The organism is Sphingomonas sp. Leaf30 (genome assembly GCF_001422525.1).
GTDB lineage: Bacteria > Pseudomonadota > Alphaproteobacteria > Sphingomonadales > Sphingomonadaceae > Sphingomonas > Sphingomonas aerolata.
In genome coordinates this window covers 193,921-219,030 of record NZ_LMKZ01000018.1, presented here as the reverse complement: position 1 = coordinate 219,030, position 25,110 = coordinate 193,921, and the positions used below count along the sequence as shown (strand labels likewise).

Below are 25,110 nucleotides of genomic sequence, written 5' to 3'. Positions count from 1 at the left end.
ACGTTGGACAGCGTGCGCCAGCCGCTGCCAGACGCGTACCGGGACTCGCCGATCAGAAGCGCATGGCTCTCCTCGTAGAGCAGCCTGGCGCGGCCCGCGCCTTCATCGACAGACAACGGAGTTCCCGAGGGTGCATTGACCTCCTCTTTGGGAACGGGGCATGGCGCGGCATGCACGGAAGACGCGAGTAGCGTTTCGGCCGCGCACAGCAAGCAGGCTGCAGCCAAAGGACCTCGTCCTCGGAACGGCGTGAACACCTAACGCTCCTCGGGCATGCGCTGGTCCAGATACTTCGGATCCAGCTTCATGGTATCGGTCCGGCGGAGCGCAGCTTCGAATTGCGCCCGGCTCAGCCCAGGACGCAAGCCGAGGCGCGCAGGAGATCTGCTGTAGTCCTGGTTGTAGATGCGCGCGACTACTTGCTCCAGGCTGCGGTCACGGTAGGCAGCGTCCCAATAGTCTGGGTGAAGCATGTAGCCCGTGTTGAGGTAGTTCTGATCCCGACGGGCGATGATGTCGCAATCCACCTTCCGCCCCCCGCCCAGCGACGGACAGAACGACCGGTTGTTCTGGTTCAAGAACGCATACCGATAGCCGAAGCCCGACCCCGGCGCCCTCGTCGCCCCCTGAGACGAGAAGTAGCGGAAGCCGACGACGCTGGGGCCATGTGCCCTAACGTCATCTCCGTTCCGATCGATATAGCCGAGGAACACCACCGCGTGGCCGGTCCTGTTGGTCCGGTTCAGATTGATGAAGGCTCCGGGACGCAGCTTTTCGAAGTCGGCGTGGCGACCGATCCCAAACGTGCTCAAAGCGTCCGCAGTGCCGGAGGCCTTCAATCGTGGGTCGACCCACAGGTGCGACTTGATGTCCTTGGGACGCATGCGCGACCAGCCTTCGGGAGGCAGGTAATCGAGGACTTTGCGCGCAACCTCAGGATTGTTCTTATGGTCATCCATATACAGGTCGAGCGCGGTAATGATCACCTCCGCGACCGCGGCGACACACATGGTATATGGGGCGTTGCCTGGTCGGATTTTCTTAGACTTGTCCGGTCCATACGTCAGCGCGTGGGTATACGCCGAGTTCGCGTAGCCTTTAGCCGGGTAGTTCCGGTTGAGCACTTCAACCGCCTTCAGGATGTAGGCGTTAAAATCACGCCCGTTGTCCGTCTGTGCAAACGCCGGAGCGCTAATAGCAACTAGCGCAGCTGCCAGTATTCGAAGGGTTCGTCTCACCGTGCTGTCTCCCGATCTCGACGACGGCGCCGTCGCGGCAAGCTAAGTGAACAGGCGCAGAGCTGATGAAGCCGCAAAGACTCCGGACTCGACTCGGGGCGCAGATCGTAGGTTTGCGCGGAGAATGCCCCGCGTCAAGGGAATCTGACTTTCGCGCACGCTAGCCGCCAGCTGTCCTGCGCGAGCAGGATCGGGCTGAGCGGTAGATCGGATCCTATGGACGGCGCAGAGAGAGGTAGACCTCCGGTGCAGGTTAGTGCTGCCACGCATGCCCAAGGGTTTATCGGCTGGTTGTATAGCGTTGTGTCGAACATATGAGTTCTGCCAAATTAGTCACCGTACCACCCCTGGTTGGAGGCATGGTAGCTTATCGGGAAAATGCACGCGAACTGTTGGAAGAGGCGGACATTCTCGCAAAGGAAGGGCGGCATTCCCGTGCCTTTGCCTTGCCGTACACTGCTTGTGAGCCGCGGCCGATCTTCGCGCGCTAAGGGCCCCGGTCGCGTACATGGTTCACCCCCGAACCAGCGCAGAGATACGCGACGCCCTTGCGAGTATGACCGTGCGCGTCGGCGCAGCAGCTTATGTGCGTCAGAACAAGGCGGTCGCCGCGCGCGATGACTTGTTCCCGGTTTGGCGGGCATCGTCTTGCCCACAGTGATCGCAGTCTGAACCGACCATCTAATGACCCCCGTCGCCTTATCGAAACCGATTGCCGACGCGATCCCAGGAGCAGACCCGCACGTGATCCCCGAGTGTGGGCACCTTCCGCCAGCCGAGAAGCCCGCAGTGACAGCCGGCCAAATTCGCGAATGGCTTGGCACATAGCAGGATTCAGCTTCCGGCGATCCTGCCAGCCGCTGAGACCCACAATCGGCCGCTCAGACCAGTCTATCTGCTCACCAACTCTGGCCGTTCGTTCAGCCGAGGTAGGCGTTCTCTCGGTGCCACCGCAAAGCCTCGGGCAAAGGCGAATCGAAGCCGGCTCGCGGTTGAATGAGTGTCCTACCCTGGAACGAGTTTATGACGGCTTCAACATCGGCAGCATCGGCTTCCGCTTGGGGAGCTTCGTCTGTCTGATCTGACCCTAAAGGCTGGCGCGTAGCATGCGCCGTTTCTGCTGCAGATCCAGCCGAGGCGCCAGAGTCTGCAGGACCTGGATCGTTCCGCACTCGTCAAGCTCAGACGAGCTCGAGGCACTAGAGCGATGATCATGGCAGCCAGGCGTGAAGGACGCCGATGTTGATGGCCAGCTGCCGGCCGTGCTCGTGACCACTCTTGTGTACCACGCCGATCACCTGATCGTTAAGATCGAGCAGCGGCCCGCCGGACATGCCCTGCGTCAGCATTTGCTGAACCTCGACCATCTGCACTGCGCTGTTGATCGGCATGGAGTGTCATTTCCCGGCCGCACATTGAGCTTGTCGCCGGGGCCGAAGCCCGGGTACCCGACGGCCACGGTAGCGTCGCCGGTCGCCGCGCCCCTTGCGGCAGTCTCAAGTTCGTAGAATTCGTTCGTTGGGATCGCGTGGTCCAGGACCGCGAGAACGTGGTCACTGCTGCGGTGCTTCACCGACGCGGCGAACTTGTTGGACGGCTTCGAAGGGTGGTAGAGTTCAACCACGCCCGACGGTGAAACGCAGTGATTGGCCGTGACAGGCCAACGCCATGAAGAAGGCGGTGCCCTGATCGCCGGTGCCCTCCCAGTGCTCGATCAGCCAGACGGCGCGTTCCCGCACTTCGGACCGCGTCGGCTGGATCTCGAGCGCCAGCGTCGGGAACGATCGGTTGAAGCGTGAGGCCATGCCGCGGAAGACCGGGTCGGAAGGACCCTTGCCGTGCCCGAGCCAGGACAGCTTCCCTTGAAAGTGGCTGCCGATCGCCGCGCTACCCCCGTGCTCGGCATGGAATTTGGCTTCGGCTGCCATCTCACCGAGCACCTCGACCGAACGGAGGGCGGCGCGCAGGTTGCGCACGAATCTGCGATCTACGTTCAGAGCCTCGTTCACCCGAAGGCCCGTGACCGTCCTCCTGGCGTTGCGGTCGGCATAGTGGGCCTTTTCGGGATTTATGACGAAGCCGGCTTCGAACGGAAGAAGGAGCCTGAGCTGATCGCCGCCGCCATGGATGCCGCCAAGAAGAGGAAGATCGCCATCTCTCCGGTCGATCTCGGTCAACTCTGGAACGGTGACATGGCACCGCCATCGTCCGGTTGATCCGCGGCGACACCAGGGGTCATGGCAATGGTAGATCAAAACCTCGTCAACGCCGGAGCATCACCGGGATACGCCCTCGCCAGCTTCTCCTTTCGGTTCGCCGACGTGCAGCGCGATCTCGACGGTTCCGAACCTCGCCAGTGGACGTGGACGACGCCCGTCACTCCCCTCAGCCTTCTCCACGAGCTCGGCGAGCGGATCGCCGGTCCGCAGCGCAAGCACCATGTAAGTAAGCCAGTCGGCGAAGGGCCGTGATGCTGGGCCTACTCGACCGGCCGGGATCTGAGCGGCGCTCGCGGCGTGGTGCCGCGCCAAGTCCTCGACGAGTTGGGTCGGCATCATCGGTACTCCCCTGTCGAGAAGCCCGGGGCACTGAAACAGATAGAAGGACGATCCCGTCTGCCGGAGCAGATCCGTCATCTGCTTGGGTTCCAGTTTGAATGACGTGGCTAGACCCGCGCTCGGTCGCGCGGTGTCCTTGAGACGGAGCCTCTTCGCCTGCACCAGCGTCACGCGCTTGCCGAGTGATCGACCATCCAGATACGGATCAACGATCAGGCAGAGGTCAGCAGAGAAGGAGGGTGGCTCCGCATCGCCCCGCGGGTTCACACCCGGCTTCCCCTCCTCCGACTTGTCCACTGGCCGATAGTTCAACTGGATGCTGGTCACCCGATCTGAGCCGGTGGCGTGCGCGGCGGCGCGCAGCCCATCTCCCAAGGCGCGCAGGCGGTGCGCCAGATCGGAGAAGAAGCTGCGCAACAGGCCCTCCTCGCCTTCCTCGCTGTGGTCGCGATACTCCTGGGCGAACCTCCGCTCCTCGCTCGCTACGGTCTGCTCTATCAGCCGCTCGAGAAGGCGATCGCCGATCCAGGTGAGCGGATGCTCCGTCGCGGCGGGCATGAGGCCAATCTGAAACAGACCATCCGCGATGGCGCTGACGGTCGGCGTCGGCCACGCGCCGTCGCCGACCTCCGCCCCGAACACCGCGTGTCGAACGATGTCGGCCAGGTATCCGACGTCGCGATCGGGGTGGTTGACGAGTTCCGAGATGAAGGCCTCGTCGCCAGTCTCGACCAGTCGCGTAGACGCGAAAAGGACCAGGTCGCGCTCCCGCGATGGACCGCGGCTCAGTAGGGCCTCGATCGTAGCCCTACGGAGATCGTCGTCGTCGCCGATGGCACTGCGCAGACGCTGGAGGTAGACCAGGCGGACGTCCGGCCCCGAATTCGCAAGCACGCCCCGGAGGTCGAGGACCAGTCGTGCGACCTTGCGAACCGCATGGTCTGGCAGGATCTCGGCCAGAGCCTCGCGCCGCATGCGCAGCGAGTCATCGGTTTCCCATTGGCGCGTCTCGGGATCGCTGGGGTCGGTATCGTCGGCGATTTCCGCATTGTCGGACAGCGTCGCGAAGAGCTTGACCCAGCGCGTCCAGCCGAGGCCTTGAGCCATCGCCGCTACGATATAGGTCGGCAGGAGATCGTCCCATCTTGTTTCTGCTACAGGGATCGCCCGCCTGGCTTGATCCAGATGGCGGATCACTAGGGCGTTCACATCGATGCGATGATGCAACCCGGCCCCTGCCCCAAGCGGAGCGCCTTCGATGATCGCCTCGATCATCGCGGCGGATCCCACCATTCCCGGGAAGGTCTTTAGGATGCCCCCATGATGAGCATGCCCCGTGATCGCGACGAGGGCGATTTCGGCATCCAGCGCGCCCCCGCGAGATGTCAGCAGCCGCTGCAGTGCCAGCGAGACCCCCGCGTCGTCCCCGAACCGCCGACGTGCCGAATCGGCTGCCGTTGCCAGAGCCGCCACCTCCCCTGCGTCAAGCGAGGCGGCAGCGGCAGGCACATCCAACTCGCGGGCAACAGCCTCGATCAGATCCCGATCGAACGAGTCTGGACTTTCCAGCGAGATGATCCGTTGGCCGGGGCGCCTGCTGGGGCGATAGCGATACAGCATGGCGTGAATGCCGGGAGAGGTATCGAAGTCGGCTGGCATACAAAGGCACCGTCGGTAGAAATTTCAAGAAAGCAGGGCGGCCGCTATCTGGTCCTCACCCCAATATGGATCGATGAACGGGCATTCGTAACTCGGCCCCACGTTGTCGACCTCCGCAGCGTGGAAGAAATCTCGCGCCGCGTCGTGAAGCCCCTCCGGAATGATCAGGAAGGCCGGATCGGCTTCCGAGAAATCGAGATCGCCGACGTGCCGCCACTCCCTCTCCCATTCGTAGAGGTATTTCGACTTTCCATATGTCCCCGGCAGGTCGACATATGGAGCCAAATCCCAAATTGCCGAGCTCGCATCGTGCGCCGCTGCGTGGACCATGGCATTGACGGACTGCGCCTGCGGCGTGTCCTTGTAAGCATAGAGGATCGGACCGCCCCCGCGCTCCACAACATACTCCTTTCGGAAGCCAATGCCGTGTTGCCCTCGAACATCGGCCAATCGCTTTAGATGATGGAGCGGCACCTCGCTGAAGCATACCGATCTACGCGCAGGGGCGAGGTGGCGCCCTGCGCCGAAGGCGTTCGCCGCGATGATCCGCCGCTGGTAAAGTATCGAGATCGCGTTGTCGTAGGCCGACCTCCCGACCGTCTCCTTCGCGAAGTGGACCACGTATTTAGACATGTCCTTCCAAGATGGATCGATATTGCCGATCAGCGTCATTCCACCCTCGCGCTCAAACGACGTCGTGCCGCTGCGTCGTGCAGCCGGTGGAGGCCAGAAGTGCCTCCAGTCTGGCTGCTGAATTCCTCGGGACCGCGAGGACAAGCAGCCGCTTCGCGCGAGATGCAGCAACGTAGATCTTGCGGGCGTCCTCGGCATCGTCGGCATTGCCCCCTCCTGTCTGAAGGTGATCGATGACCTTGCCAGTCTTCTTGCTCGTCATCACCACGCAGACGGCCGCGAACTCCAAGCCCTTCGCCGAGTGGATCGTGCGTGCAGGGTGTGTTTGCAACGGTGCACTTGCCAGGGCCGCTGGCAGATCAGGGCTCTTTCTCATGCGCTGACCGATGCTTCCAGACGCGACGAGGCCGGGACCGAGCAGGGCCTGCGCCTTCGCCAGCCATCCCTCCGCCGTGTCGCCGGGGTCGAACTTCAACTTCGAAGCGATCTCGATGATTCCAGGACGCCACTTCCCGTCCTCGGCATTCGCGCCGGCAACGTGGGCATGGTATTCACCAGGCGAATGAATGTGGCCTTGGACCTGCAGGACCGCGCGGTGGAGGGCGACGAGCGCCTCACGGCGGTTTCCAAGACCGAAGGAGAAATGGAAATCGGTGACCGCACGCGCGAGCACCAGCGTCATGTGGAGCGATTCCTTGGGCGCGGGATGGCCAATCGCTTTGCCAGCCGTAGGAAGGCGCGACGCCAGGATTGGCGCATCCGCGTTCTGGATGCCGAGCGAACCCGCGATCTCTCCGAATTTCGCTCCTATCGTCTTCGGAACCGACGTGCCGCCATATGACAGGATGTGGACGGGATTCAGTTCGTCCTTCAGCGGTCCCAAAGCCTGATCGACGGCACCGCGTGCGGCCGGGGGCCTCAGCGCGACGATCGCCGAACAGATGGCTGGCGTCGATCGGAAGTTTCCGCTCATCGGGAGGCGCTCGGACTCCTCGAACCGCTCGGCGAACCTGTCGAGTTCGTCCGTCACGCCGCCCCTGAACTTGTAGATCGACTGATTGGGGTCGCAGATGACCTTAACGGTGATCCCGGAGTCCCGGAGCCACTGGACCACGTCGAGGTCGGCCGGATTGCAGTCCTGCGCCTCGTCGACGATGATCTCGCGGAAGCGCGCTGCCAGCGCCTTTCCCAGCCTCGCCGCGAACGGCTTGTCGGCGAGCCGACCACGCACGCACTCGCGCACGTCCTCGAAATCGACATGTCCCTTCGTTCGGGCTGCCGCCAGCATCCTCAGCGCGCGGGCCTGATGTCTGCCTGGATCCCGGTTGAACCGGAGTTCGGTCGCGATCGCTCTGTCCAACACGCCCGTCGTTCGGTCGAACGCCCGCAGCGGCATGGCCTGCATCGTCTCATGCGGCTGCACCGGCCAATCCGGCTTGTCCGGTATGAGACGCGGGGTCGTGTCACACCCATCGATCCCGAACGGAGCCACGAAGAATTGCCACAGGAAGCGATCGAAGGTGCCGATGAAGCTGGGAAAAATTGGCGAAGGAAGCACGCCGAAGCTCCGTAGGCGCGCCTCCAGCTCGTCGACGGCCGTGTTGGTAAAGGACAGGAACGCCACGCCCCGTCGATCGCTGCGATCGCTCAATAGGCGACGCGCTCGTTCAACCATGGTCCTGGTCTTCCCCGCCCCCGGGCAGGCGGTGACGAACGCGCAGCCGTCGTGCCAGATGACCGCGTCCTGCTCCAGCGTGGGCCTGTAGGTGACAGTCACGTGATGACCAGCTGGTCGATCGCGTCCTTGATGTAGGCGGGCACCTTTAATTTCTCACCATCCTCGATCCGGCGTGCAAGGATCTGCGCAAAATCTCCCTTGCGCGCGTTCTTGAATATCTTGTGGATCGCCTGGGCGCGCTCGTCGCCCTCCTTCTTCATGGCGTTACGCCACTTCGTCCTCGACCGCTTGTGCAGCTCCAGGAAGACCTTTTCGAGCAGATCGGCGTTCCCGGCCTCCACCAGCTCAGATTCGAGCGAATAGGTGCTGGTGACAGCCGCGAACTGGTCCGATGCGCCCATTCCTCCGACCAACCGGTCCAGCGAGCGCTTACGCCGTTCGCCAGGGATTAGCTTCTCGCCTTCCTCCTCCTCTTCATTTTCCGTCGGGTCCTCGCCTCGCGGCACGTCCGCCCCATTAGGCGACGTCTCGTCGAGTTCGGCTGCATACTCGAGGTCGACGTCCTCTTCATCTTCCTTCGATTTCGTGCCCTTATCACCGTCCGTCATGACGACGACGCGATCTGCGATGCGGGTCCCGTCGAGCTCCGTCAGAAGCAGGGAAACGTAGGGCGCGAAGTCTACGCCATCGATCGGGATGAATACGGCCGACCTGAACAGTCGGAGTTTCTCCGGCTGATCCCGCAGAACGTGGTACTTGGCGATGGCGGGAAGCAGCAGTGCCTCCGCGATGCCCTCGACCAGCAACGCACGCCCACCGAAGAGAAGCGCCGCCTTCGTCACATCGAGGTATCGATCGACCTTCCGGCGATCCAAAGGTTCCAGCGGCAGCTTGGCGAGCGGTAGGCATCGCGTAGATCGGCGCGGCGATCGCATGGAGATGGCCTCAGCGATGGACTCCGCCGCAGCAGCATCATTTCGAGGCTTCGACTCCGGAGTCAGCACCTCTTCGATCAGGCTGGCGTCAAGGGAGGCGGACTCCGGATGATCATCCCTGCCGCCAACATCGGCCGAGGCGATCACGGACTTAAAGACGACCAGGCGGTCGCTGCTCACCCATGCGGACAGGTTCGGCGAATGCGTGGCGACAACGACCTGAAGCTCGCCCGCCGGCCCGTGGTCGGCGGGTGCATCCTTCCGGGACTGTTCGGCCTGTTCGCGCAGGAATGACAGCACAGCGGCCTGCAGTTGGGGGTGGAGATGCGCCTCCGGCTCCTCGACAAGGAAGAGCGTCAGATCGGTGTTTCTGACCTTCTCCAGTTCGACCGCGATTATCGCCATGAAGAGCAGGTTCGCATAGCCGTGCCCGGAATAGCGGAGGTCCTCGGGATCGATACCGTGATCGGCCAGCTTGAAGCGGAGGTCACGAGCTATGTCGATCAATGCCTCGTCCGAAGCGAAGCCCAGCGTTGCGGCCTGACGCCGCACCCCTCCAGTCAAGGCCGCCAAGCCCTTTCCGACGGCATCGTCGACCTTCGTCAGAACATTGTGCCGGTTCTGCCGAGCAAGCTCCTTCGCCAAATCCGCGGCGCTCGTGCCTTCGAGGAAATGATTGAGCAGCGCCATGATGCGCGTCGGGTTTCCAGAAGCGAGCGACCTCTTCGCGTCGCGGAGCGTGGGAAGATAGACGTGCCTGACCATGTCGTGGCAGTTCGGCTCGGCGACGTTGCCATCCCTGCCCGCCCACAGGTGCGGCCGTGCATTAGGTGCCGTCGCATCATACCGTAGACCAAAGCAGGCGTTCGTCAGACTTGCGTCGGTTGCGGCCGAGATCAGTCGTCCCTGCTGTCCGGTGGAGAGTTCGGCGAAGTGCGCCTCAAGCTCGAACCGGGCAGACCCGCTTTGGAATCGCACGTCGGTCGGCTCGCAGTAGATCTCCCGTCGCCCGCTCAGCGGAGCGGTCAACAGCCGTATCGCATCGATCGCATTGCTCTTGCCGCCGTTGTTCTCGCCGACAAGGACGGTCAGGTCGCTCTGCAGTTCGAGCCGCGCTTCATCGAACGATCGGAAATTACCCAACCTGACACTTTGAAGATGCATCTAGCTCCCTCTCCTTGCCCCGAGGCATAGTGTAATCCCTGGCCGTCAGCGAGGGCGATCAAGAGCCGAAATCAAAGCGATCGCGATTTATTATCCGTTCAAACTCCGGCATCATCATGACGTGACCTGTTGAATATGGGCGGTCGAATGGATGATGCGGAACTGACCAGAATCTGGAACCAGCAGGCTATCCCGGTAATATTGCGACGAACCGGCAAGGGGCAGCTGCTGCGTGCGCGCCTCCCCTACGCGAACAACAATCGCGCCTGGCTACAGGATGGCCGTCGCCTCTATCCAGCATGGATCTCGGGAAAGCGGTATTGGGAGATCCCCAAGGCGTGGTTCAACGACTTCGTCGAGCGCGCTCTCAGGACCTTCGGGCAGGTCTACGTGATCCAGCCATATCGGGAGCAGGAGAAGTGCTCGCCGGCATGCCTCAACGCGACCGGACACGAATGTCAGTGCTCCTGCATGGGGCGAAACCACGGCGCAGGGAACGACGGCAGTTGGTTCGAGATTTCCGAAACCTTCGCCACCCGTTGGGGTGATCAGATACTGGCTTGCAGGCTCATGAAGGCACGGGCGTGAGCGGGCTGCATGGGAGCCCGGCGAGGCGCTGGCCATGCTAGAATTGATTGACCTGATCGAGAAGTCGAGCGGGACTATCCACAGCGATTTCAGACGATGGTTCGGCAAGTATCCGGCGGCTGCATCGTGGACGGTCGTATCCGACTTCAGCGTGGGAGATCCGGGCAAGCAGAACGACGCATATTCGTTCGTCATCATCCCGAAGCACGATACGGACGAAAACATTGCGTCCTACATCGCGGCCACATCGCCCAGCGACCTGAAGTCCTCCCGCACTCCTCCAAAGGGGCTGCTGGACTATCTCTGCTGTCCCGTGACCTTCAGCGTGAGCTTCCTCGTCTCACGCGCCAGCGCGAGCCTCCGCCTCGCCGTCACGCAGGAGGCGATGTCATCCCTGGTCCCGGAGCTTCGCAAGATCGTCGCCGACTGGACTGAGGCCGAACCTCCCAACGCCGCATACTACGGCGCTCTGGATCATCGCCTGCGACTGCTTGAATCGGAACTCGCCCGAAGACAGCCATCATTGAACCTGCTGCGGCGGATATTCCTCGTCACCTCGTTCGCCGCCGTGGCGCTCGGCATGGTCAACGACGCGAAATCACCGATAAGCATCCGCTGGATCAGTGACCGGGACGCCATGTTCGATCGGCATGACGGAGTGGCGTTTGACCTCGCATGGCTGTTGTTCCAGATCATGAGACGACGGAAGGGCGGGGTCGTCGATCTCCGGCGACCTCAGATCGCGTTCGCATCGCCCGGAATGGACGGTCGGACGGAATACGCGGAGTTCGTCAGGATGCCTGACTTCCTCGCCGGCACGCTTGCGGACATCAAGCTCCCCCAGATGATGTTCACCCATCGCAAGTTTCCACCGATCTTCGAGCGATTGCTCGTCGACTCCCCGAATAACGCGGTTGTCGAGTTGCGAGAGGACGATGATCGGGTCATGTCGCGCCGAGTCGGCTTCGGCCTCCCGACTGTGAGCGTCGAGCGTGCAGGGATCAAAGCCGGTGTGGACTGAGCGATGCGTGGCTTATGGAAAGGATCCCAGGCTATGCCGCGCTTCCGGATCCCGACCGCGATGCGATCAGGTCCTTCGCGTTTTTTTGGAGCCTGTTCGAGGCCAAGCTGATGGGGGCAGGCCAGCGCGCGGAGGATCGCGCAAGCGGTCGAGGAATGGGACGACGCAGGGACGCTCGGCGCCGAACTATACGATGGTGAGGTCGCTTACTTCCGAGAACGGTATTTCCGAGACGGGGAGTTCACATCCCTGTTCTACGGCCTGCGCATCCGGAAAGGCGACATGCCCGCCCTCATTGCTGCCGGCATCAGCGGCGATGCTGAAGCCCCGCGGGAGCGGGTTCTGACTGTGCTGCTCGTCATCTGGCGGTTACGGAACAACCTCTTCCATGGCGAGAAATGGGCGTATGGCTTGCAGGGGCAGTTCGCCAACTTCACGCATGCGAACGCAGTGCTGATGCGCGTTCTGGAGCGTCACGCCGATCTGCATTGAGCCTCGATTAGGCGGTATCCTTAGGGATCGAGATCCAGACAAGGGTCGTTCTCAAACCACCGGGTTTATTTGCTCGCGGCGCTACAATCCTTCTCGAGGACCAGCACCTTGTCGCCCCTCTTGAGCGTCCGTCGCATCTCGCGCCCCCCAAAGACGGGTCGCAGTGTCACATCATTGTGCAAGCTCCGCAACAAGCCTGACGTGACCCCCACCAGAATGGGCCTGAATTGCTGGGCGCGCTCGTCGAACGCATCCACGTCAACAAGCCCGGACTGACCGGGCCGGCGTCGCTGCCGATCACGTGTTTGGGGGCGCGGACGGCGCTGACGATCCGGAGGGGAACTGGGCTCCCCTCCGGCGATAAGATGACGAAGCTAGACGCCGGCGAGGTGTTCAACCTTAAAGTCAGGTGCGAGACGCGCCTGCTGATAGACTACCGCACGAGCTTCGATCGCGACGTCTCGATCACCGACGTCATCAAGATTGCCGGCGAGCACATCACCAACACCGAACTGGCCGCGGGTGTCGGCATAACCTACCAGGCGGTGAGGCCGAAGGCGGCGGCCTTGGAGCTCACACGGCTGTCGGAGGCGGGATACGAACGTCAGCTCGCGAAGAGACTCCTGCTGCGGAACGGGGTAGACGCCTGATGGCGGCGACTTTGCGGTGCCGCAGCAGGACGGATACTGGCGGACCCAAGATCAAAATGAACGTGTGCCCGGAATGCTTCGAGAACACGACGCTCAAGCGCCGGCTAGTAGAAATCCGCCCGGGCCTCCCCGATGACGAGCGGTGCGAGATCCACCCCACCCGCAAGGCCATCCCGCTCGATGAGGTCGGGAAGATTGTCGAGTCGGCCCTCCGCAGCAATTACACCATCGGCGAATGGATGTTCGACCACCAGGAGGGCGACGACCTCTACGACGTGATCAACGGGACAACCGGCGCCGATGACGACCGGGTGATCAACGGGCTGATCGGCTGGCTGATCGACAACGACCACTACTGGCCGCCCGATGGTGAGGGAGCCTTCTTCGCCGAAGACCAGACCTACGTGCCGATACGGCTCGACGGCTGGCGCCACGGCGCGCTGTGGCGACGCTTCCGCGAGGCGATCCTGCACCGCCAGCGCTTCTTCAACGACAACGCCAAGGAATTCCTCGCCGAGATCTTCAACGGCATCCAGAACCAGTCTGATATCGACAACAAGCCGGCCTTCTACCGCTTGGCACCTGCAGACGAGACGACATTCTACCGGGCCCGCGTCGTGCCCAACGAGGACGAGTTCCGCGAGATCGCGAAGGACCCGGCTGAGCTCATGGGGCCGCCACCACCGTCATTGCGCAAGGCCGGGCGGATGAACGCCGCCGGGATCGCCGTGTTCTACGGCGCGACGGAGAAGGACACGGCGGTCGCCGAGATGCGCCCCGCAGTGGGCTCGCTCATCAGCCTCGCCGCCTTCCGCGTCCACCGACCGATCAATGTGCTAGATCTCACGCGCTTCACCCGCGCCGGCAAGCAGCTCGACATCTTCGCCAAGAACCAGATGGTCCGCGCGACCCAATGGGCGTTCATGCAGAGCTTCGCTTCGGAGATCAGCCAGCCGATCCTGCCCGGCGACGAGCACCTCGAATACGTCCCGGCGCAGGTCGTCGCCGAATACCTCACCAGCACGTCCGTCCGCTGGCGCGGCAACGACGTGACACCCGACGCAATCATCTTCCGCTCGGCGCAGCGCGAGGGCGGCAAAAACATCGCGGTCATGGGCGACGCCGCGCTGATCCACCATCCGACACCACCTGACCCGAAGGGCGACGCCAAGGCCAGCCGCCAGGCCGACGACTTCGACTTCCTGGACTTCGCGTCGCCGCTGCCGGCCGCGTCGAACGCCGGCATCGAATACGTCGAAGGCTCGATCGAACTGCTCCAGGTCGGGTCGGCCACATACGCCGTCGACACGCACTACGCCTCGCCGGTCATCGGGCGCGACCTGCCGGACCTCGGCGAGCAAGACTTCTAATGGTCAGGTGGCGTGGATCAGCCGCCCTTGAGCTTGCCGGTCACCGCCTCGTCCTTCGACACGTCCCACTCCTGCTTCAACAGGTCAGCCATGTGCAGCTCGAGCCGGTCGGCGATCCCGTCGTGCTGGCCGGTCCCAGCCGGCCCCGTCTGGCCGAGGGCATCGAGGTCGGCGTGGATCAGGCGGTCGAGCGGATGCTCGTCAACGCCCGTCGGCGCAGCGCCCCGCCCCTTCGGGTTCAACCGCAGTCGCACACCGCCGCGGAGCCTGTCGACCTCCTGCCATTCGAACGTCTCGCCCCGGGCCGACGCGCGCAGCAGCGCGGTCAGCTCGGTCACCACCTCGCGCAGCTCCGAGCGCCATTTCGCCCGCTCGGCCGTCACCGTCTGCACCAGAACGGTCTTCGCGTTCGTGTCGATCGTCGCGCCAGCCGAGATGTTGGCGACGTCGATGGCGTTCTTGCGGGTGGCGGCCTCCGCCCGGCGCGCCTTCAAGTAGCCGAACCCGGTAGTAGCGATCACGCCCACGGCGGTCGTCACCGTGCCGATTGTCGGGTCGATCTTCAGCGAGGCGACGACACCCACCACGGCCACAACGGTGGAGGCGATCGCCGACAGATCGGTTCGATCAAGTCCCAAGATCACGCAGGCGTCCCCTATCGTCGTCTGCTCTACAATATAGGCCGTGTCTCGGCTTTGGCATCGTCGCGAGATCGCGGCGCCATCGTCGCTGCGGCCGTTCGCGAAAGGAACGCAACTGAGATGCCGACTACTTCGCCAGCCGTGGACCTTCTTGGCCGGCTGCGAATTTCCTTTGATATCCGACCCAACGGATTGAAGACGGAGAGGAAATGGCGAACGGCTGGGTGCCCGACGGCGCGGTGCAGGACCAGATCGACGACACGGTGCGGGACGCGGTATCATTCGCGCGCATGCGCATGCCGGCCGGACCCAGCGCCGACAACTGCGACGAGTGCGGCGAGCCGATCCCGGCGCGCCGCCGTGAAGCGTTCCTAGGCGTTAGAACCTGCGTCGCCTGCCAGGGCGAGCGCGACAAGTGGCCCGCCTTCTCCGGCATCAACCGGCGCGGCAGCAAGGACAGCCAGCTGCGCTGACCCGCGGCGGACGCGAGCGGGTCAACCTAAGCGAGCGTCCGGAACGTGATCGACCATCGCGTCCGCTCGAGCGGCACGATGCTGTGCTCCCACTCTCGCCGCGCGGCCCCATCGAGAAGGTAGATACCGCGCGGCTCCAGCGGTGCCGACGGTGCGAGCTTCATGAACAATTGTCCGGTTAGGCTGTGTGAGCGCTCTAAGCGGACGAGCCGGTTGCCGCCATCGAAAAGCGTTCGAGCCGTCTGCCCCACCGCATGAACGAACGAGCGAAAATCCTCGTAGCGGCTCCAAAGCGGACAGGCCGCTTACCACCAAACCCGGACATTCACGACCGACACGCATCGGATTTATGCATCAAGCGATGCCACGATTTCAGCGGCTTCAAGCCTGATGCAAAACTGATGATTTTGCATCATGTTCGCGCGGTCGATGGTCAGCTATCGAGAGGCCGGAGCCGACGATAGCTGACCACTGATCGCTTTAGTTGGCGCCCCACATTTCGGCACGATCGCGAGCGAGCTTAATCATAAACTCGTCTAACATAATAAGGCGGCGATCAACCTCGGCGGCCGAAACGCCGTTCCAAACGGAATGGTCATAGCCTTGGCGCAATGGCTTCAGGTCATCACCCGCCTGAAAGCGCTCGGCTATGTAAAGTGTCTCAAGCAAGTCTGTCGGACGCTCACGCTCGCTCGTTTTGGCCAAGCCCCACTTCACGAGGTATTCAGACATGATGCCGTCGTTGGATGTACTAACCATCGTCATCCCCTTTCTTGTCGAAACATGGGTCGCAGATGGGCGCTAGTCCAGAGGTCCTTGTCTCTAATCGCAGGAGTGGCTGGGCAACAGCGATCGTCGCTCAGGCTAGTAAATTCACGATAAGAGCTGATGCAAAACTTTTGATTTTCGCATCAGAGAGGCTGAACGTGAAGATCGCGGGCCAGTCGCGTTTAAAGACCTATGGTTAGGTTGGAGCGACAAGATAAGAGGCAAGGATCAAACCCAGTCCTAGCGATGCAGCTGCTCCCCACAGGTGTTCACGTCGGGCGGAGCGTTTAGCGACACGCCATTCACCGCCCGCTGCGATGCCCGAAGCGATGGCACCGATAACGAGAACTGCGGTCCATATTCCTCCGGATTGTAGCATCCTGCCTCCTTAGCATCTGCTTATGGCGACACCACTGCGAGCAGCAATCGCCGCTGTGTAACTATCAGTCGTTCGCCAGAGCTTATTGAGCGATGCCGCGAAGCCGGTAGAACATCAATGCTGACAGGGCGGCCAATCCCATGACTGAACCGAGAGCACGGAGTTGGAGGATGTTCTCGGGCTCTGCCGCAGCATGCCCCCCGAAACTGCCAAGAGCGAAACCAACAGCAAGAAATAGCCCGGCTATATGAGCATGGGTCCGGTACCCCAGCCACCCAACAACAGCCCATCCCAGAAGTCCGTAAATCAGGACGTTCGCGAAAACCGTAGCGACGGTGGGCATGCGAGATGTTTCCTCAGATCGGGACTGGAAAGCTAACCGGCCAAAATCTTGACTTGTGCATCACGAGTGGGCCGGATGGGTGGAAAGCGGAATGGCGGCTTAGCGCCCGCCAGTGCCGTCCCGGAAGCCGCGTTCGAAGTCGTGAGCAGCGTCCTTCAAGCCAGCATATTGTGTGATCGCCATGAGGACGACAACTGCGGCAATCAAAAGGTGCCTTCTTTCAGTTCGGCGACATTGATCGGAGGCGTGCATGGGATTAGTCCTCACTTAATAAGTCACGTCATCCTATGCCTGCGTCAGATCTCAGGCAACTGGGTTGCAGGCAGCATAGCCTTCCAGCTCCAATAGCGACGGCTTCCTAGCACCGCGACCACCGTGATGAATGGCGACAACTGGGCGGTTTCGACCATCGCAAAAGGGACCCCTTTGCGACGCGACACAAGCCGTCATCGGTCTCGAATGTCGCAAAAGCAGCGACATTCGAGACGTTCGAAACTCAGCAAATTCGCGACACTGGCCGGTGGTGACCCTACTTGGGCGAAGAGTGCTGCTTTTAGCACGCACAGGTGGTCGTTCATCCTGGCGCCTACCAACAGGATCGTACCATAAGGTCGCGCTCCTGTTTTTAGGATACAGGCGTTGCTGGAAGGATATCCTTGCTCACAACTTTCGAGAAGCTTCTTGCCTCGCGCTTCCTGGTCCCTGGCGCAGGTGGGCGCTTAGCACTGCTAATTGCGGCGATCGGGTGCGCCGGCATCATGATCGGCGTCGCGTCGTTGGTTTTAGTCGTGAGCTTCATGAATGGCGCCGAGGTCCGACTTGCAGGGCAGATCGCGTCGGCGGACGGCCACCTGTTCGTCAGTGGTCCGAGGCTTCGGATTGCTCGCCCGGCCGAGGTGAAACGGACGCTTGAATCCATTCGCGGGGTGCAGGCGGCAACCGCATCGCTAGACGCTTCCGGTCTGATTACCGCTGGCGGAAGGTCGTTTGCGGCTGACCTGCAAGGTGTGCAGCCGTCGCAGATAAGCGTCAGCCCCCTGTTTAACGACTCAGCACACAGCATTGCCGGCGCTGCTCCCACGAGCTCAGGAACCATGGCATTGGGGAGCGATCTCGCGGACAGGCTTGGGATTGCTCCTGGCGATCACGCAGCGATAACAATGGTCCGCTTCGATCGTGATGGACTTGCTGTCGACAATCACGATCTCGCCGTCTCCGGCGTCGTAAGCACGCAGGTACAGTCGTTCGACAGTCGCCGCGTCATAATGCCGATCGCCGACCTTCGAGCGATCCTGAGAACGGACAGTGTCGCCAGCAAAATCAATGTACGACTCAGCGATCCTGAACACCAAGATGCGGTCGTAGCGGCCATCAAGGAGCGACTGGGGCCGGGCTATACGGTTGCTACCTGGCAGAGCATGAACGCAACTCTGTTCACGGCGCTGGCGCAGGAACGGCTGGCCATGACGTTGATCATATCGTTGGTAACGCTCATCGCCTTGTCGAACGTGCTGTCATCGATGGTGATGCTGGTTCGTTATAAAGTGCGCGAAATTGCTATTCTTCGGACGATGGGCATATCGCGATACTCCACGGCGAAGGTGTTCATTGTCGTTGGCGTGACAATCGGCCTCGTTGGCGAGCTGGCTGGTTTGGCACTCGGGTTCGGTCTGAAAGCCGCCAAAGATCCAATCACCGCCGGAATCAGTGCGATGATGGATCACCCGCCTATCGAGCTCAACGTCCTGCTTTCCCTTCCCTTGGTAATCTCTCCCACCGAGATTGCCTGGATCGTAGCGCTGGTTGCGATCGGCGTTGTGACCAGCACAATTTACCCAGCTCTACGGGCAGCTGCTGTGGATCCAGCTTCTGTCCTCCGACACACCTAGGTCCGTCGCAAAAGGCGGGACATACGAGACATCCGAAACTCAGCACTTACGCGACAAGCCTATGTCCGCTCCCGCCCAACAGCAGACATTGCGAAGGCCCACCGCTTAGGCTTAGCTGACGCCGTGATGATGCACGATCAGTCCCGCCTTACGTTCTCTGATCACGGCGCGGAGCTTTTTGCGGGCGCTTTAGCCGGCAGCTTGGCCGATTTACGAGCGGCGCTTGCACACCTGCCGTCGGAGCAAGCCGGTATTCGCATCCGCGGCATTGAAGCCCTCCGTCCGTTTCTCGCCTGCGGTGGAGCAATCGGCTCGATCGCAGCGAATGTGCTGGGCCAAAGATGCCGCCCGGTGAGAGCAATCTTCTTCGACAAAACTGCCGAGACGAACTGGTCACTGGCTTGGCATCAAGACCGTACCATCTGCGTGCAGCGGCGGATTGATATGGATGGCTTTGGCCCTTGGACCATCAAGGGCGGCATGCAGCACGTCGCGCCGCCCTTTGATTTACTCACGCGCATGGTCACTCTGCGAGCCCACCTTGACGATGTTCCCGCGACCAATGCCCCGCTTCTAATTGCGCCCGGTTCGCATGCCGAAGGGCGTGTTCCTGTCGATGTCATCGAGCAAGTGGTTAGCAAATGCGGCACACGGGTCTGTACTGCTGATGCTGGCGACTTATGGCTCTATGCAACGCCAATCCTCCACGCTTCCGAAGCCGCGAGCCGTCCGGCGCATCGGCGCGTCCTCCAAATTGATTTTTCTGCTGACGAACTTCCTGGTGGCCTTGAATGGCTTGGCGTTTGACGCCCGCTCACACCCATTAGCTGACATTGACATCAATCATCGATCGAGATGATCTTCGAGTCAGGAGGACACATGGCCATGACAATTTCAAAGCCAATCAAGGGATTGTTGCTTGGTGTCGGAGTAGTTGCGCTCGCACTTTTCGCGTATTCTTCGGGGTACGGTGTTGGCAAGGACATTGCCGTGAGAGAACGGACAGCCAGCGCAAACGTCCCCTAACCACCACATTCAGCCATTCCGACGCCGATCGCGCCGAATGACCGAAAGCGCCTAAACCCGGACGTTCAGGTTGGCGATCCGGGGGCCCAATAACGGCCATTCGTTAAGCGCAATCTTTCCCGTTTCTCCGTCTCCGATTGGTCATTTTGGGCAAGAGGAATTGGGAACAGATTTTGGGAAAGCGAAACCTGCAGGCGTCCGTCAGCGCGATCAAGGCGGGAGGTTCCCGCCCGAAGTTCGTATTCGGGAAGCGGTGGCGGTATGCTCACACCACCGAGTGCGCCTCGTCCATGCCCAAAGGCTCAACCCGTGCCTTGAGCAGGTCGAAGGTGGCAGAAGCGATATAGAGGCTCCGGTGAGCGGCGTCGTTTCTGAGGGCGATGCGCTTTCGGGCCTCGTCATCGGAACAGCTTAAAGCCCACAACACAGGGGTGGCGCCTAGGTCTTCGACCGTAGCCCGTGCGCGATCCCGTTCAGCCCGAGACCAGAAGCCGTAATCGAGAACAACGTCGAGGCCCAGTGACAGGCAGCGAGCCCAAATAGGCTGCATGAGATCCAGAATAGCCGATGCCCTATCTTGAAACGTGTCGGCGGGCGGGTCTTCGCCAAATAGGCGCGCCATCCATTCGTCAGGCGTGAAGCGGACGGCGCTATGTTGAATCTCAAGCCTCTTAGCTAACGTCGTCTTTCCCGATCCTAAGAAGCCGAACACAAGGTGAGCCTTAGGCATTCCGTCTCCCGCCGTCGCTTGCGCCCTTCCCTAGCAGGTTAGGTCCTATGCCAGCGATTCCCGAAATTCGATCCTCATGAGAACGCGCTGGCCGTCTCGATCGACGTTCCCAAGCGAGATAATAGGGCGCTATTGAAAGCAGATGATGGTCAGCCCACCCCTCTTGGCAACATTGAACGCGGTCGGAAACATCATGGTCGAGGCGCGTGATCCTTGGTGGATTATCGCCAGCGCAGCCGTCGCCCTGCACGGAGCTGACCCGGGTCATGTAGGTGACGTGGACGTGTTGTTGAGCGTTGACGATGCACGACGCATCCTGCCGATGATCGGCATTCAGCCTCGGCACGGATCAGCGCACGCTGCATTTCGATCGAGCATCTTTGGCACTTGGAGCGGGACGTCACCATTGCCGGTAGAGTTCATGGCAGACTTCCACCGCTGGTCAGGCGAGGCGTGGTTGCCGGTACTGCCGGCAACGCGGAAACGCATCGAGGTCGATGGCATGGTTGTCTTTGTTCCTGAAAGGGCGGACTTACAGGCCATGCTCGCCGCTTTCGGCCGACCGAAGGACCTAGAGCGCGCCCAGAGCCTCGCGACTGTGGCGTAAATGATCTCCCGAAATTCGATCCTTTTGGGGAAAGCCGGCAGCTGCCCAATGTCTGCTATCTCCACCCGCCTTCCCGAAAAGTAGCCTGTCCGCTTTCCACCAAGGATGACATCTGCTCAGCGTGAACCCTCCAAGCTGAACCATTCCGCGATCGGATTTTCTCGCTTTGAGCAGCCCGATGTTAGGAAGACACCAGTTTTCGCAGGCACCCCCTATTTTTGTTGGAAATCGCGCCGTACGGACCGGAACATAATAAGAACGATATGAGTCGGCGTTATGGTTTTAGTGTTCCAGTCTCGGCCCCGATGTGAGCGTGGATGCGCTCGGTGTGAAACAACCTGCGCTATGCTCGCTGGCGCGCGGGACGATCGTCGTGACCGTCTTCAGGATCGGCTTGAGGAGCATCGTCGTCATCCGTCTGCTCGAACACGAGCGGCCCTTGAAGAAGCCCGAGCCCTCTGGGAAGCAGCTGTGCGAGTTCACGCGCGAGCGCTTCCTGCGGCAAGCCCTCCGAAGCTTTCAGAATCCCAAGAAACATCCGCTCCAGAGCGCGCGCGTCCGGCAACAGGACCTGCATGGTCGCGAACTGCGCGACGGGCGTGATACTGGCCTCGATGGACGGCGCATTCGTTTCCTCGAAGCCGCCCAGCGCCAACACATCCCACTGGTCTATGCCATGAGGTGTCAAATGCTGGGCGAGTGACTTTGTCAGTTCGATCGGCAGATAAGCCTTCTTAAATTTTTTCGGGTCCTCGTAAAACGCGTACGTCGACGCGGGCATGCCTAGCAATTGCGCGAGTTTACGCACGCTTAGAGCTGGATCAGCAGCCTCGCGCAGTTTCTTGAGCCTGATAGCAGCGGGTTCCACGCGTGCTACGTCGCGAAAATTTCGCACGCTGTCTGTGCGAAATAATCGTTGATATGCTGTGCGACTTTATCGTACATAGCTGCTCATGGTCATTGTATCCAACCTCTTTGATCGATTTGGCGGCGTCCGGCCGATGGCTGCTGCGCTCATTGAACGGCCGTCCAGCGTTCAAAGCTCGAAAACCGCAGGCCGTATTCCATCGACCAAGCAGCCGGAGGTCTTGAAAAAGGCCCGCGAACTTAGCATTCAGATCAGTGCCCTAGCCGCTGTATTTCCGCTTAATGGGCTATCAGACGTGCCTCGTTTAACTGATCTACCTCCTCCCTATGGCAAGGTCGATTGCCATCAGCGTTCGGTTTTGCAGCGAGAAGGCGGCGCATGACCAAGCTCCGCACGCCCGATACGTTTCAGGACGCGATGACTAAGGTTCTCGCGCAGATCGGCCCGGCCGAAGCTGCGCGCGTCATCACCGCGCTCACTAAGCGCGACTATTCCGCGCGGACTATGCGCGAGTGGTCCGACCCCGACACGGGAACGCTGCCGACCCTCATGCAAGCGCTGGCGTTAGATACCGCCCATCGCCTTGCAGGCGGTGAGGATGCGCCGTTCCGCGACGCGTTTAGTCAGCAACTCGGGATCAAGATCCTGCAGCAGGAAGCCTGTCGCCTCGCGCTCGTGGCGGATTCGCTCGACTTCATCCACAAGGCAGGAGAACTGCACTCCGCCCTTTTTGCCGCCGCCCAGCCCGGTTCGTCCCCGCGCGATCATCATCGTGCGCTGGTCGAGGCGCAGCAGGTTGACGGCGTTTTACGCCGCATTCGTCGGCGCCTGCCAAATTTCCTTCGTCCCACCATGTCGACGGGGTCGGGCAATACCGGGGGGACCCATCAGTGACGAAGAGGAGAAGCTATACGCCGCGCGCTCCGGCCATGGTGTGCCCGCACGGCCTAACGCACTTGATAGACTGTGACTCATTTGAAATCGATCAGCTGCTGCAAGATATCCGCAATGTTTTTCAGAACGCCAATTGCGGTCACGTCTCCGTGGCGCGGCACTGCATCTTCCGCATTGTGCGGCCGAGCATGATCCCGAAGCCGGCGATCCGCTTGCCGTACGGCCAATGGCGCTCGAAGCCCGCTAACGACGACAATCACCTGCCGGCCAACGACGACCACCGCGTGCCGGCCAATGACGACCACGCGCCAGACGCGGCGGAAGTCGCCATCCCCCGGCTGATCCCCTGATCTGATTCCCGCGGCCGAGCTGCCGCGACCGTCCTGAACCATCCCGCCGCAGCCTCGGAAGATCATGCTTCCGGTGCCGCCACCCTTTTGCCTGCAAGGATTGCCCCATGATCCACGTCACGATGCCCATCTTCCACGGCGTCTCTATTGGCCTGTTCATGGGCGGGGGCGCGACCGCGCTCGGCGTCATCGTCGCGACGGTCGCGACAGAATGGCAACGCATTTGCGGCCTCGCGCTCGGAGATGTCCCCGCCACCCCACTGCTCTTGTCGAAACGCTTTCTACAAGAGCGGCCACTGGCGCGCCCGCTCGATCGCCCCGCACCAAGAGGACCAGCATGATGAACAGCGCCGCACCCGCCAAAGCATGCAAACCTGCGCCGTTGAAACGTTTAGGCACCTGTTCCCGAAAACGGGAACAGGTCGCGTTTCCGGTGGCGGTGGTCCGGATGATGGGGCTCGATACCGTCGCCGGATTGCTTGGCAAAGGCCGGCTGGCCGACGAACTGTGCATCACGGTTCGCGCTCTGAACTTCAAGATCAGCGGCGACCGCGGCGCATCCGACGCAAACCTAACGGATGCTGCCGCCGCGCTCGCATCGCGCAGCGAGGGGCTTGTCGCCCACGCCCACAAGCTTCGCGAGGCGATCCAGTGAACGCCCCCTCGATCGTCCGGCTCGACCAGAAACTCGCCCGCGCCGCCGAACTTGGGAAGGGCATCCGGCTCGAGTCCGCCGACCTTGATCTGCTCGGCAGCCTCGGCCTCTTCGACATGACGCACCGCGCCAAATCCGAATATCTGAAAGAACGAACACAATGTCGCGACGCACGCCGCCGGTCTATCAACGGGGCAAATACTGGCTCGCTCATGACGAACGGGCAGACGGAACTCGTCGAAGCCCCAATCTCTATGTCTGGTGGTACGATTCCGCCACGCGACGCGAGCGCAGCTCGTCGACGGGTACGGTAGACGAGACGGCGGCGATCCTCGCGCTCGACAAACTCTATCTTGCCGACAAGGGCGAGGCCCCGGCATTCTGCCACGCCTGCGGCCAATCGCTGGCGCAGGCGCAGACCTATCTGCTGACCGACGCTATCGCGGACTATAAGATCGAGTGGGGCGACACACGGGTGTCGGCCGACACGATCGCCGGACGTTTGGCGCACGTCGTCGGGTTTCTTGACGCTGAGCAGTCGTTGGCCGCGGAAGGCCGGTTTGGTCACGCCACCAGCTGCGCCGCCGCCTGCTCGTCGGTCTTCGTCCACGCGTTTCGCGCTTGGTCGCGCTTGCAGCCGGTCGAGTGGCGCAACGGCAAAGGTGAGGTCACGGTATCGCGCACCCGCTCGCCCGCCGCGACTGAGGCTTCAATCGCGCAGCTGATCGCAGTGCTGAACCACGCAGCCAACGCCGAGCCGCCGCGCTCCGACAAGCGCCCGATCTACAAGCCCCTCCCCGCCCGCCAGGTGCAGCGCCAGCGCCGCACGCGAATCGGCGTCGAGGAACTGGCGAAGATGTTCGCCTATGCCGCCGAACCCGATCGCCAGCGCGGCTCGCTCCACGCGTTCCTCGTCGCGTCGGTCTGCACGATCGCGCGGCCCGGCGCAGTGGTCGACATCAGCGTCGCGCCCGATCGCCAGCAATGGTGGCCCGGCGCCCCGACGATCGACCTCAACCCGCAGGGCCGCACGCAGAACAAGAAGCATCGCGCGCTGCTACCCGTGCTGCCGGTGCTCGATCGCTGGCTGCGCGCTGAATACGCCGCCTACATGGCGCTCAAGCCCGCCGAGCGTGCAGGCCGCGGCTGGCTGGTGAACCATCACGGCCGCCCCGTGCAGGACGTCGATCGCGCCTGGGACACAATGCTGAAGAAGCTGGACATGCCGACCGCCCGCGAATGGCGCCCCTATGTGCTGCGCCACAGCTTGGCGACGCTCGTGCGCAACCGCGGCGCCGAGAAATGGGACTTGGAGGGCTTCATGGGCCACCGCGCGGGAAGCCAGACCGAGGTCTATGCGATCGGCGAGTTCCCCAGCGTCGTTCGCGCGCTCGAGAGCATCATTTCAGACATCGAAAAGCTTGCGCCGGGTGCAATGCACCGGAACCGTACCGGAGTTGAAAAATCCTCGACCATGCGGGAGGACAGAAAAATGTGAGAG

At 61.8% G+C, this 25,110-nt stretch carries 27 protein-coding genes and 1 pseudogene; 16 read left to right on the top strand and 12 right to left on the bottom strand.

Features of this window, described 5'->3' with window-relative positions; translation table 11 throughout:
- Positions 1-257 precede the first annotated feature (257 nt).
- Positions 258-1,238: a hypothetical protein gene (locus ASE89_RS14765; protein WP_156363508.1), complete on the bottom strand. Its 981-nt coding sequence runs from the start codon at positions 1,236-1,238 to the stop codon at positions 258-260.
- 314 nt (positions 1,239-1,552) lie between these two features.
- On the opposite strand from ASE89_RS14765, the gene ASE89_RS21630 reads away from it, so the two are divergent.
- Positions 1,553-1,729, top strand: a complete 177-nt coding sequence (locus ASE89_RS21630) for an AbiV family abortive infection protein (RefSeq protein ID WP_082451572.1) — start codon at positions 1,553-1,555, stop codon at positions 1,727-1,729.
- A gap of 720 nt (positions 1,730-2,449) precedes the next feature.
- On the opposite strand, the gene ASE89_RS14760 is transcribed toward ASE89_RS21630, so the two are convergent.
- The 6 genes and pseudogenes from ASE89_RS14760 to ASE89_RS21625 form a co-directional block, all read right to left on the bottom strand.
- Positions 2,450-2,629: a hypothetical protein gene (locus ASE89_RS14760; protein ID WP_056679220.1), complete on the bottom strand. Its 180-nt coding sequence runs from the start codon at positions 2,627-2,629 to the stop codon at positions 2,450-2,452.
- Positions 2,630-2,854: 225 nt separating this feature from the next.
- A complete protein-coding gene (locus tag ASE89_RS14755; RefSeq protein WP_056679217.1) occupies positions 2,855-3,415 on the bottom strand; it encodes a hypothetical protein in 561 nt (186 codons plus the stop codon).
- A gap of 99 nt (positions 3,416-3,514) precedes the next feature.
- Positions 3,515-5,455 (bottom strand): hypothetical protein, encoded by a 1,941-nt coding sequence (locus ASE89_RS14750; protein ID WP_056679214.1) that lies wholly within the window; start codon positions 5,453-5,455, stop codon positions 3,515-3,517.
- A 24-nt stretch (positions 5,456-5,479) separates the two neighbouring features.
- Positions 5,480-6,127: an abortive infection system antitoxin AbiGi family protein gene (locus tag ASE89_RS14745; RefSeq protein WP_056679211.1), complete on the bottom strand. Its 648-nt coding sequence runs from the start codon at positions 6,125-6,127 to the stop codon at positions 5,480-5,482.
- A 13-nt stretch (positions 6,128-6,140) separates the two neighbouring features.
- The gene (locus ASE89_RS14740; protein ID WP_056679208.1) at positions 6,141-7,865 is read right to left on the bottom strand and encodes a UvrD-helicase domain-containing protein; all 1,725 of its coding nucleotides are present in this window, start codon (positions 7,863-7,865) and stop codon (positions 6,141-6,143) included.
- A 1,085-nt stretch (positions 7,866-8,950) separates the two neighbouring features.
- Positions 8,951-9,865 (bottom strand): annotated as a pseudogene (locus ASE89_RS21625) (ATP-dependent nuclease); the annotation flags it as partial.
- Between the two features lie 147 nt (positions 9,866-10,012).
- Here ASE89_RS21625 and ASE89_RS14730 point away from each other — a divergent pair.
- The 5 genes from ASE89_RS14730 (at position 10,013) to ASE89_RS14705 (ending at position 13,986) form a co-directional block, all read left to right on the top strand.
- Positions 10,013-10,453, top strand: a complete 441-nt coding sequence (locus ASE89_RS14730) for a hypothetical protein (protein ID WP_082451570.1) — start codon at positions 10,013-10,015, stop codon at positions 10,451-10,453.
- Positions 10,454-10,487: 34 nt separating this feature from the next.
- On the top strand, positions 10,488-11,474 hold the full coding sequence (locus ASE89_RS14725; RefSeq protein WP_056679198.1) for a hypothetical protein: 987 nt from the start codon (positions 10,488-10,490) through the stop codon (positions 11,472-11,474).
- Positions 11,475-11,756: 282 nt separating this feature from the next.
- On the top strand, positions 11,757-11,966 hold the full coding sequence (locus tag ASE89_RS21000) for a hypothetical protein (RefSeq protein WP_201781556.1): 210 nt from the start codon (positions 11,757-11,759) through the stop codon (positions 11,964-11,966).
- 227 nt (positions 11,967-12,193) lie between these two features.
- Positions 12,194-12,616, top strand: a complete 423-nt coding sequence (locus ASE89_RS14710; RefSeq protein ID WP_156363507.1) for a hypothetical protein — start codon at positions 12,194-12,196, stop codon at positions 12,614-12,616.
- Between the two features lie 56 nt (positions 12,617-12,672).
- Complete coding sequence (locus ASE89_RS14705) at positions 12,673-13,986, top strand: RES domain-containing protein (protein WP_056679191.1); 1,314 nt, start codon at positions 12,673-12,675, stop codon at positions 13,984-13,986.
- A gap of 17 nt (positions 13,987-14,003) precedes the next feature.
- On the opposite strand, the gene ASE89_RS14700 is transcribed toward ASE89_RS14705, so the two are convergent.
- Positions 14,004-14,630 (bottom strand): hypothetical protein, encoded by a 627-nt coding sequence (locus ASE89_RS14700; protein ID WP_056679188.1) that lies wholly within the window; start codon positions 14,628-14,630, stop codon positions 14,004-14,006.
- A gap of 206 nt (positions 14,631-14,836) precedes the next feature.
- On the opposite strand from ASE89_RS14700, the gene ASE89_RS14695 reads away from it, so the two are divergent.
- The gene (locus tag ASE89_RS14695) at positions 14,837-15,100 is read left to right on the top strand and encodes a DksA/TraR family C4-type zinc finger protein (RefSeq protein WP_056679184.1); all 264 of its coding nucleotides are present in this window, start codon (positions 14,837-14,839) and stop codon (positions 15,098-15,100) included.
- 26 nt (positions 15,101-15,126) lie between these two features.
- Here ASE89_RS14695 and ASE89_RS20560 read toward each other — a convergent pair whose 3' ends face one another.
- Both ASE89_RS20560 and ASE89_RS14690 read right to left on the bottom strand, forming a co-directional pair.
- Positions 15,127-15,264 carry a hypothetical protein gene (locus tag ASE89_RS20560; protein WP_156363506.1) on the bottom strand — a complete coding sequence of 46 codons (138 nt, stop codon included), beginning with the start codon at positions 15,262-15,264 and terminating at the stop codon, positions 15,127-15,129.
- 316 nt (positions 15,265-15,580) lie between these two features.
- Complete coding sequence (locus ASE89_RS14690) at positions 15,581-15,859, bottom strand: hypothetical protein (protein ID WP_056680668.1); 279 nt, start codon at positions 15,857-15,859, stop codon at positions 15,581-15,583.
- Positions 15,860-17,246: 1,387 nt separating this feature from the next.
- Here ASE89_RS14690 and ASE89_RS14680 point away from each other — a divergent pair.
- Together ASE89_RS14680 and ASE89_RS14675 are read left to right on the top strand one after the other, a co-directional pair.
- A complete protein-coding gene (locus ASE89_RS14680; protein WP_056679179.1) occupies positions 17,247-18,479 on the top strand; it encodes an ABC transporter permease in 1,233 nt (410 codons plus the stop codon).
- A 126-nt stretch (positions 18,480-18,605) separates the two neighbouring features.
- Positions 18,606-19,286, top strand: coding sequence for a phytanoyl-CoA dioxygenase family protein (locus tag ASE89_RS14675; RefSeq protein ID WP_056680665.1), 681 nt, complete (start codon positions 18,606-18,608; stop codon positions 19,284-19,286).
- A gap of 484 nt (positions 19,287-19,770) precedes the next feature.
- On the opposite strand, the gene ASE89_RS14670 is transcribed toward ASE89_RS14675, so the two are convergent.
- Positions 19,771-20,235, bottom strand: a complete 465-nt coding sequence (locus tag ASE89_RS14670) for an AAA family ATPase (RefSeq protein WP_082451566.1) — start codon at positions 20,233-20,235, stop codon at positions 19,771-19,773.
- A gap of 142 nt (positions 20,236-20,377) precedes the next feature.
- On the opposite strand from ASE89_RS14670, the gene ASE89_RS14665 reads away from it, so the two are divergent.
- Positions 20,378-20,842 carry a hypothetical protein gene (locus ASE89_RS14665; RefSeq protein WP_056679173.1) on the top strand — a complete coding sequence of 155 codons (465 nt, stop codon included), beginning with the start codon at positions 20,378-20,380 and terminating at the stop codon, positions 20,840-20,842.
- A 343-nt stretch (positions 20,843-21,185) separates the two neighbouring features.
- Here the strand turns inward: ASE89_RS14665 and ASE89_RS14660 are convergent, their stop codons facing one another.
- Positions 21,186-21,710 (bottom strand): helix-turn-helix domain-containing protein, encoded by a 525-nt coding sequence (locus ASE89_RS14660; RefSeq protein ID WP_156363505.1) that lies wholly within the window; start codon positions 21,708-21,710, stop codon positions 21,186-21,188.
- 85 nt (positions 21,711-21,795) lie between these two features.
- On the opposite strand from ASE89_RS14660, the gene ASE89_RS20555 reads away from it, so the two are divergent.
- The 6 genes from ASE89_RS20555 to ASE89_RS14635 all read left to right on the top strand — a co-directional run bounded on the left by ASE89_RS20555 (position 21,796) and on the right by ASE89_RS14635 (position 25,107).
- Positions 21,796-22,092: a carph-isopro domain-containing protein gene (locus ASE89_RS20555; protein ID WP_156363504.1), complete on the top strand. Its 297-nt coding sequence runs from the start codon at positions 21,796-21,798 to the stop codon at positions 22,090-22,092.
- On the top strand, positions 22,089-22,604 hold the full coding sequence (locus tag ASE89_RS14655) for a hypothetical protein (RefSeq protein WP_051916349.1): 516 nt from the start codon (positions 22,089-22,091) through the stop codon (positions 22,602-22,604). Before ASE89_RS20555 ends, ASE89_RS14655 begins: the two co-directional genes overlap by 4 nt.
- Positions 22,601-22,954: a transcriptional regulator gene (locus tag ASE89_RS14650; RefSeq protein ID WP_236701810.1), complete on the top strand. Its 354-nt coding sequence runs from the start codon at positions 22,601-22,603 to the stop codon at positions 22,952-22,954. The genes ASE89_RS14655 and ASE89_RS14650 overlap by 4 nt, the downstream gene beginning before the upstream one ends.
- A gap of 107 nt (positions 22,955-23,061) precedes the next feature.
- Complete coding sequence (locus ASE89_RS14645) at positions 23,062-23,295, top strand: hypothetical protein (protein ID WP_056679166.1); 234 nt, start codon at positions 23,062-23,064, stop codon at positions 23,293-23,295.
- Positions 23,292-23,609, top strand: coding sequence for a hypothetical protein (locus ASE89_RS14640; protein WP_156363503.1), 318 nt, complete (start codon positions 23,292-23,294; stop codon positions 23,607-23,609). Before ASE89_RS14645 ends, ASE89_RS14640 begins: the two co-directional genes overlap by 4 nt.
- 160 nt (positions 23,610-23,769) lie before the next feature.
- Positions 23,770-25,107, top strand: coding sequence for a tyrosine-type recombinase/integrase (locus ASE89_RS14635; RefSeq protein WP_056679163.1), 1,338 nt, complete (start codon positions 23,770-23,772; stop codon positions 25,105-25,107).
- The last annotated feature ends 3 nt before the right edge of the window (positions 25,108-25,110 follow it).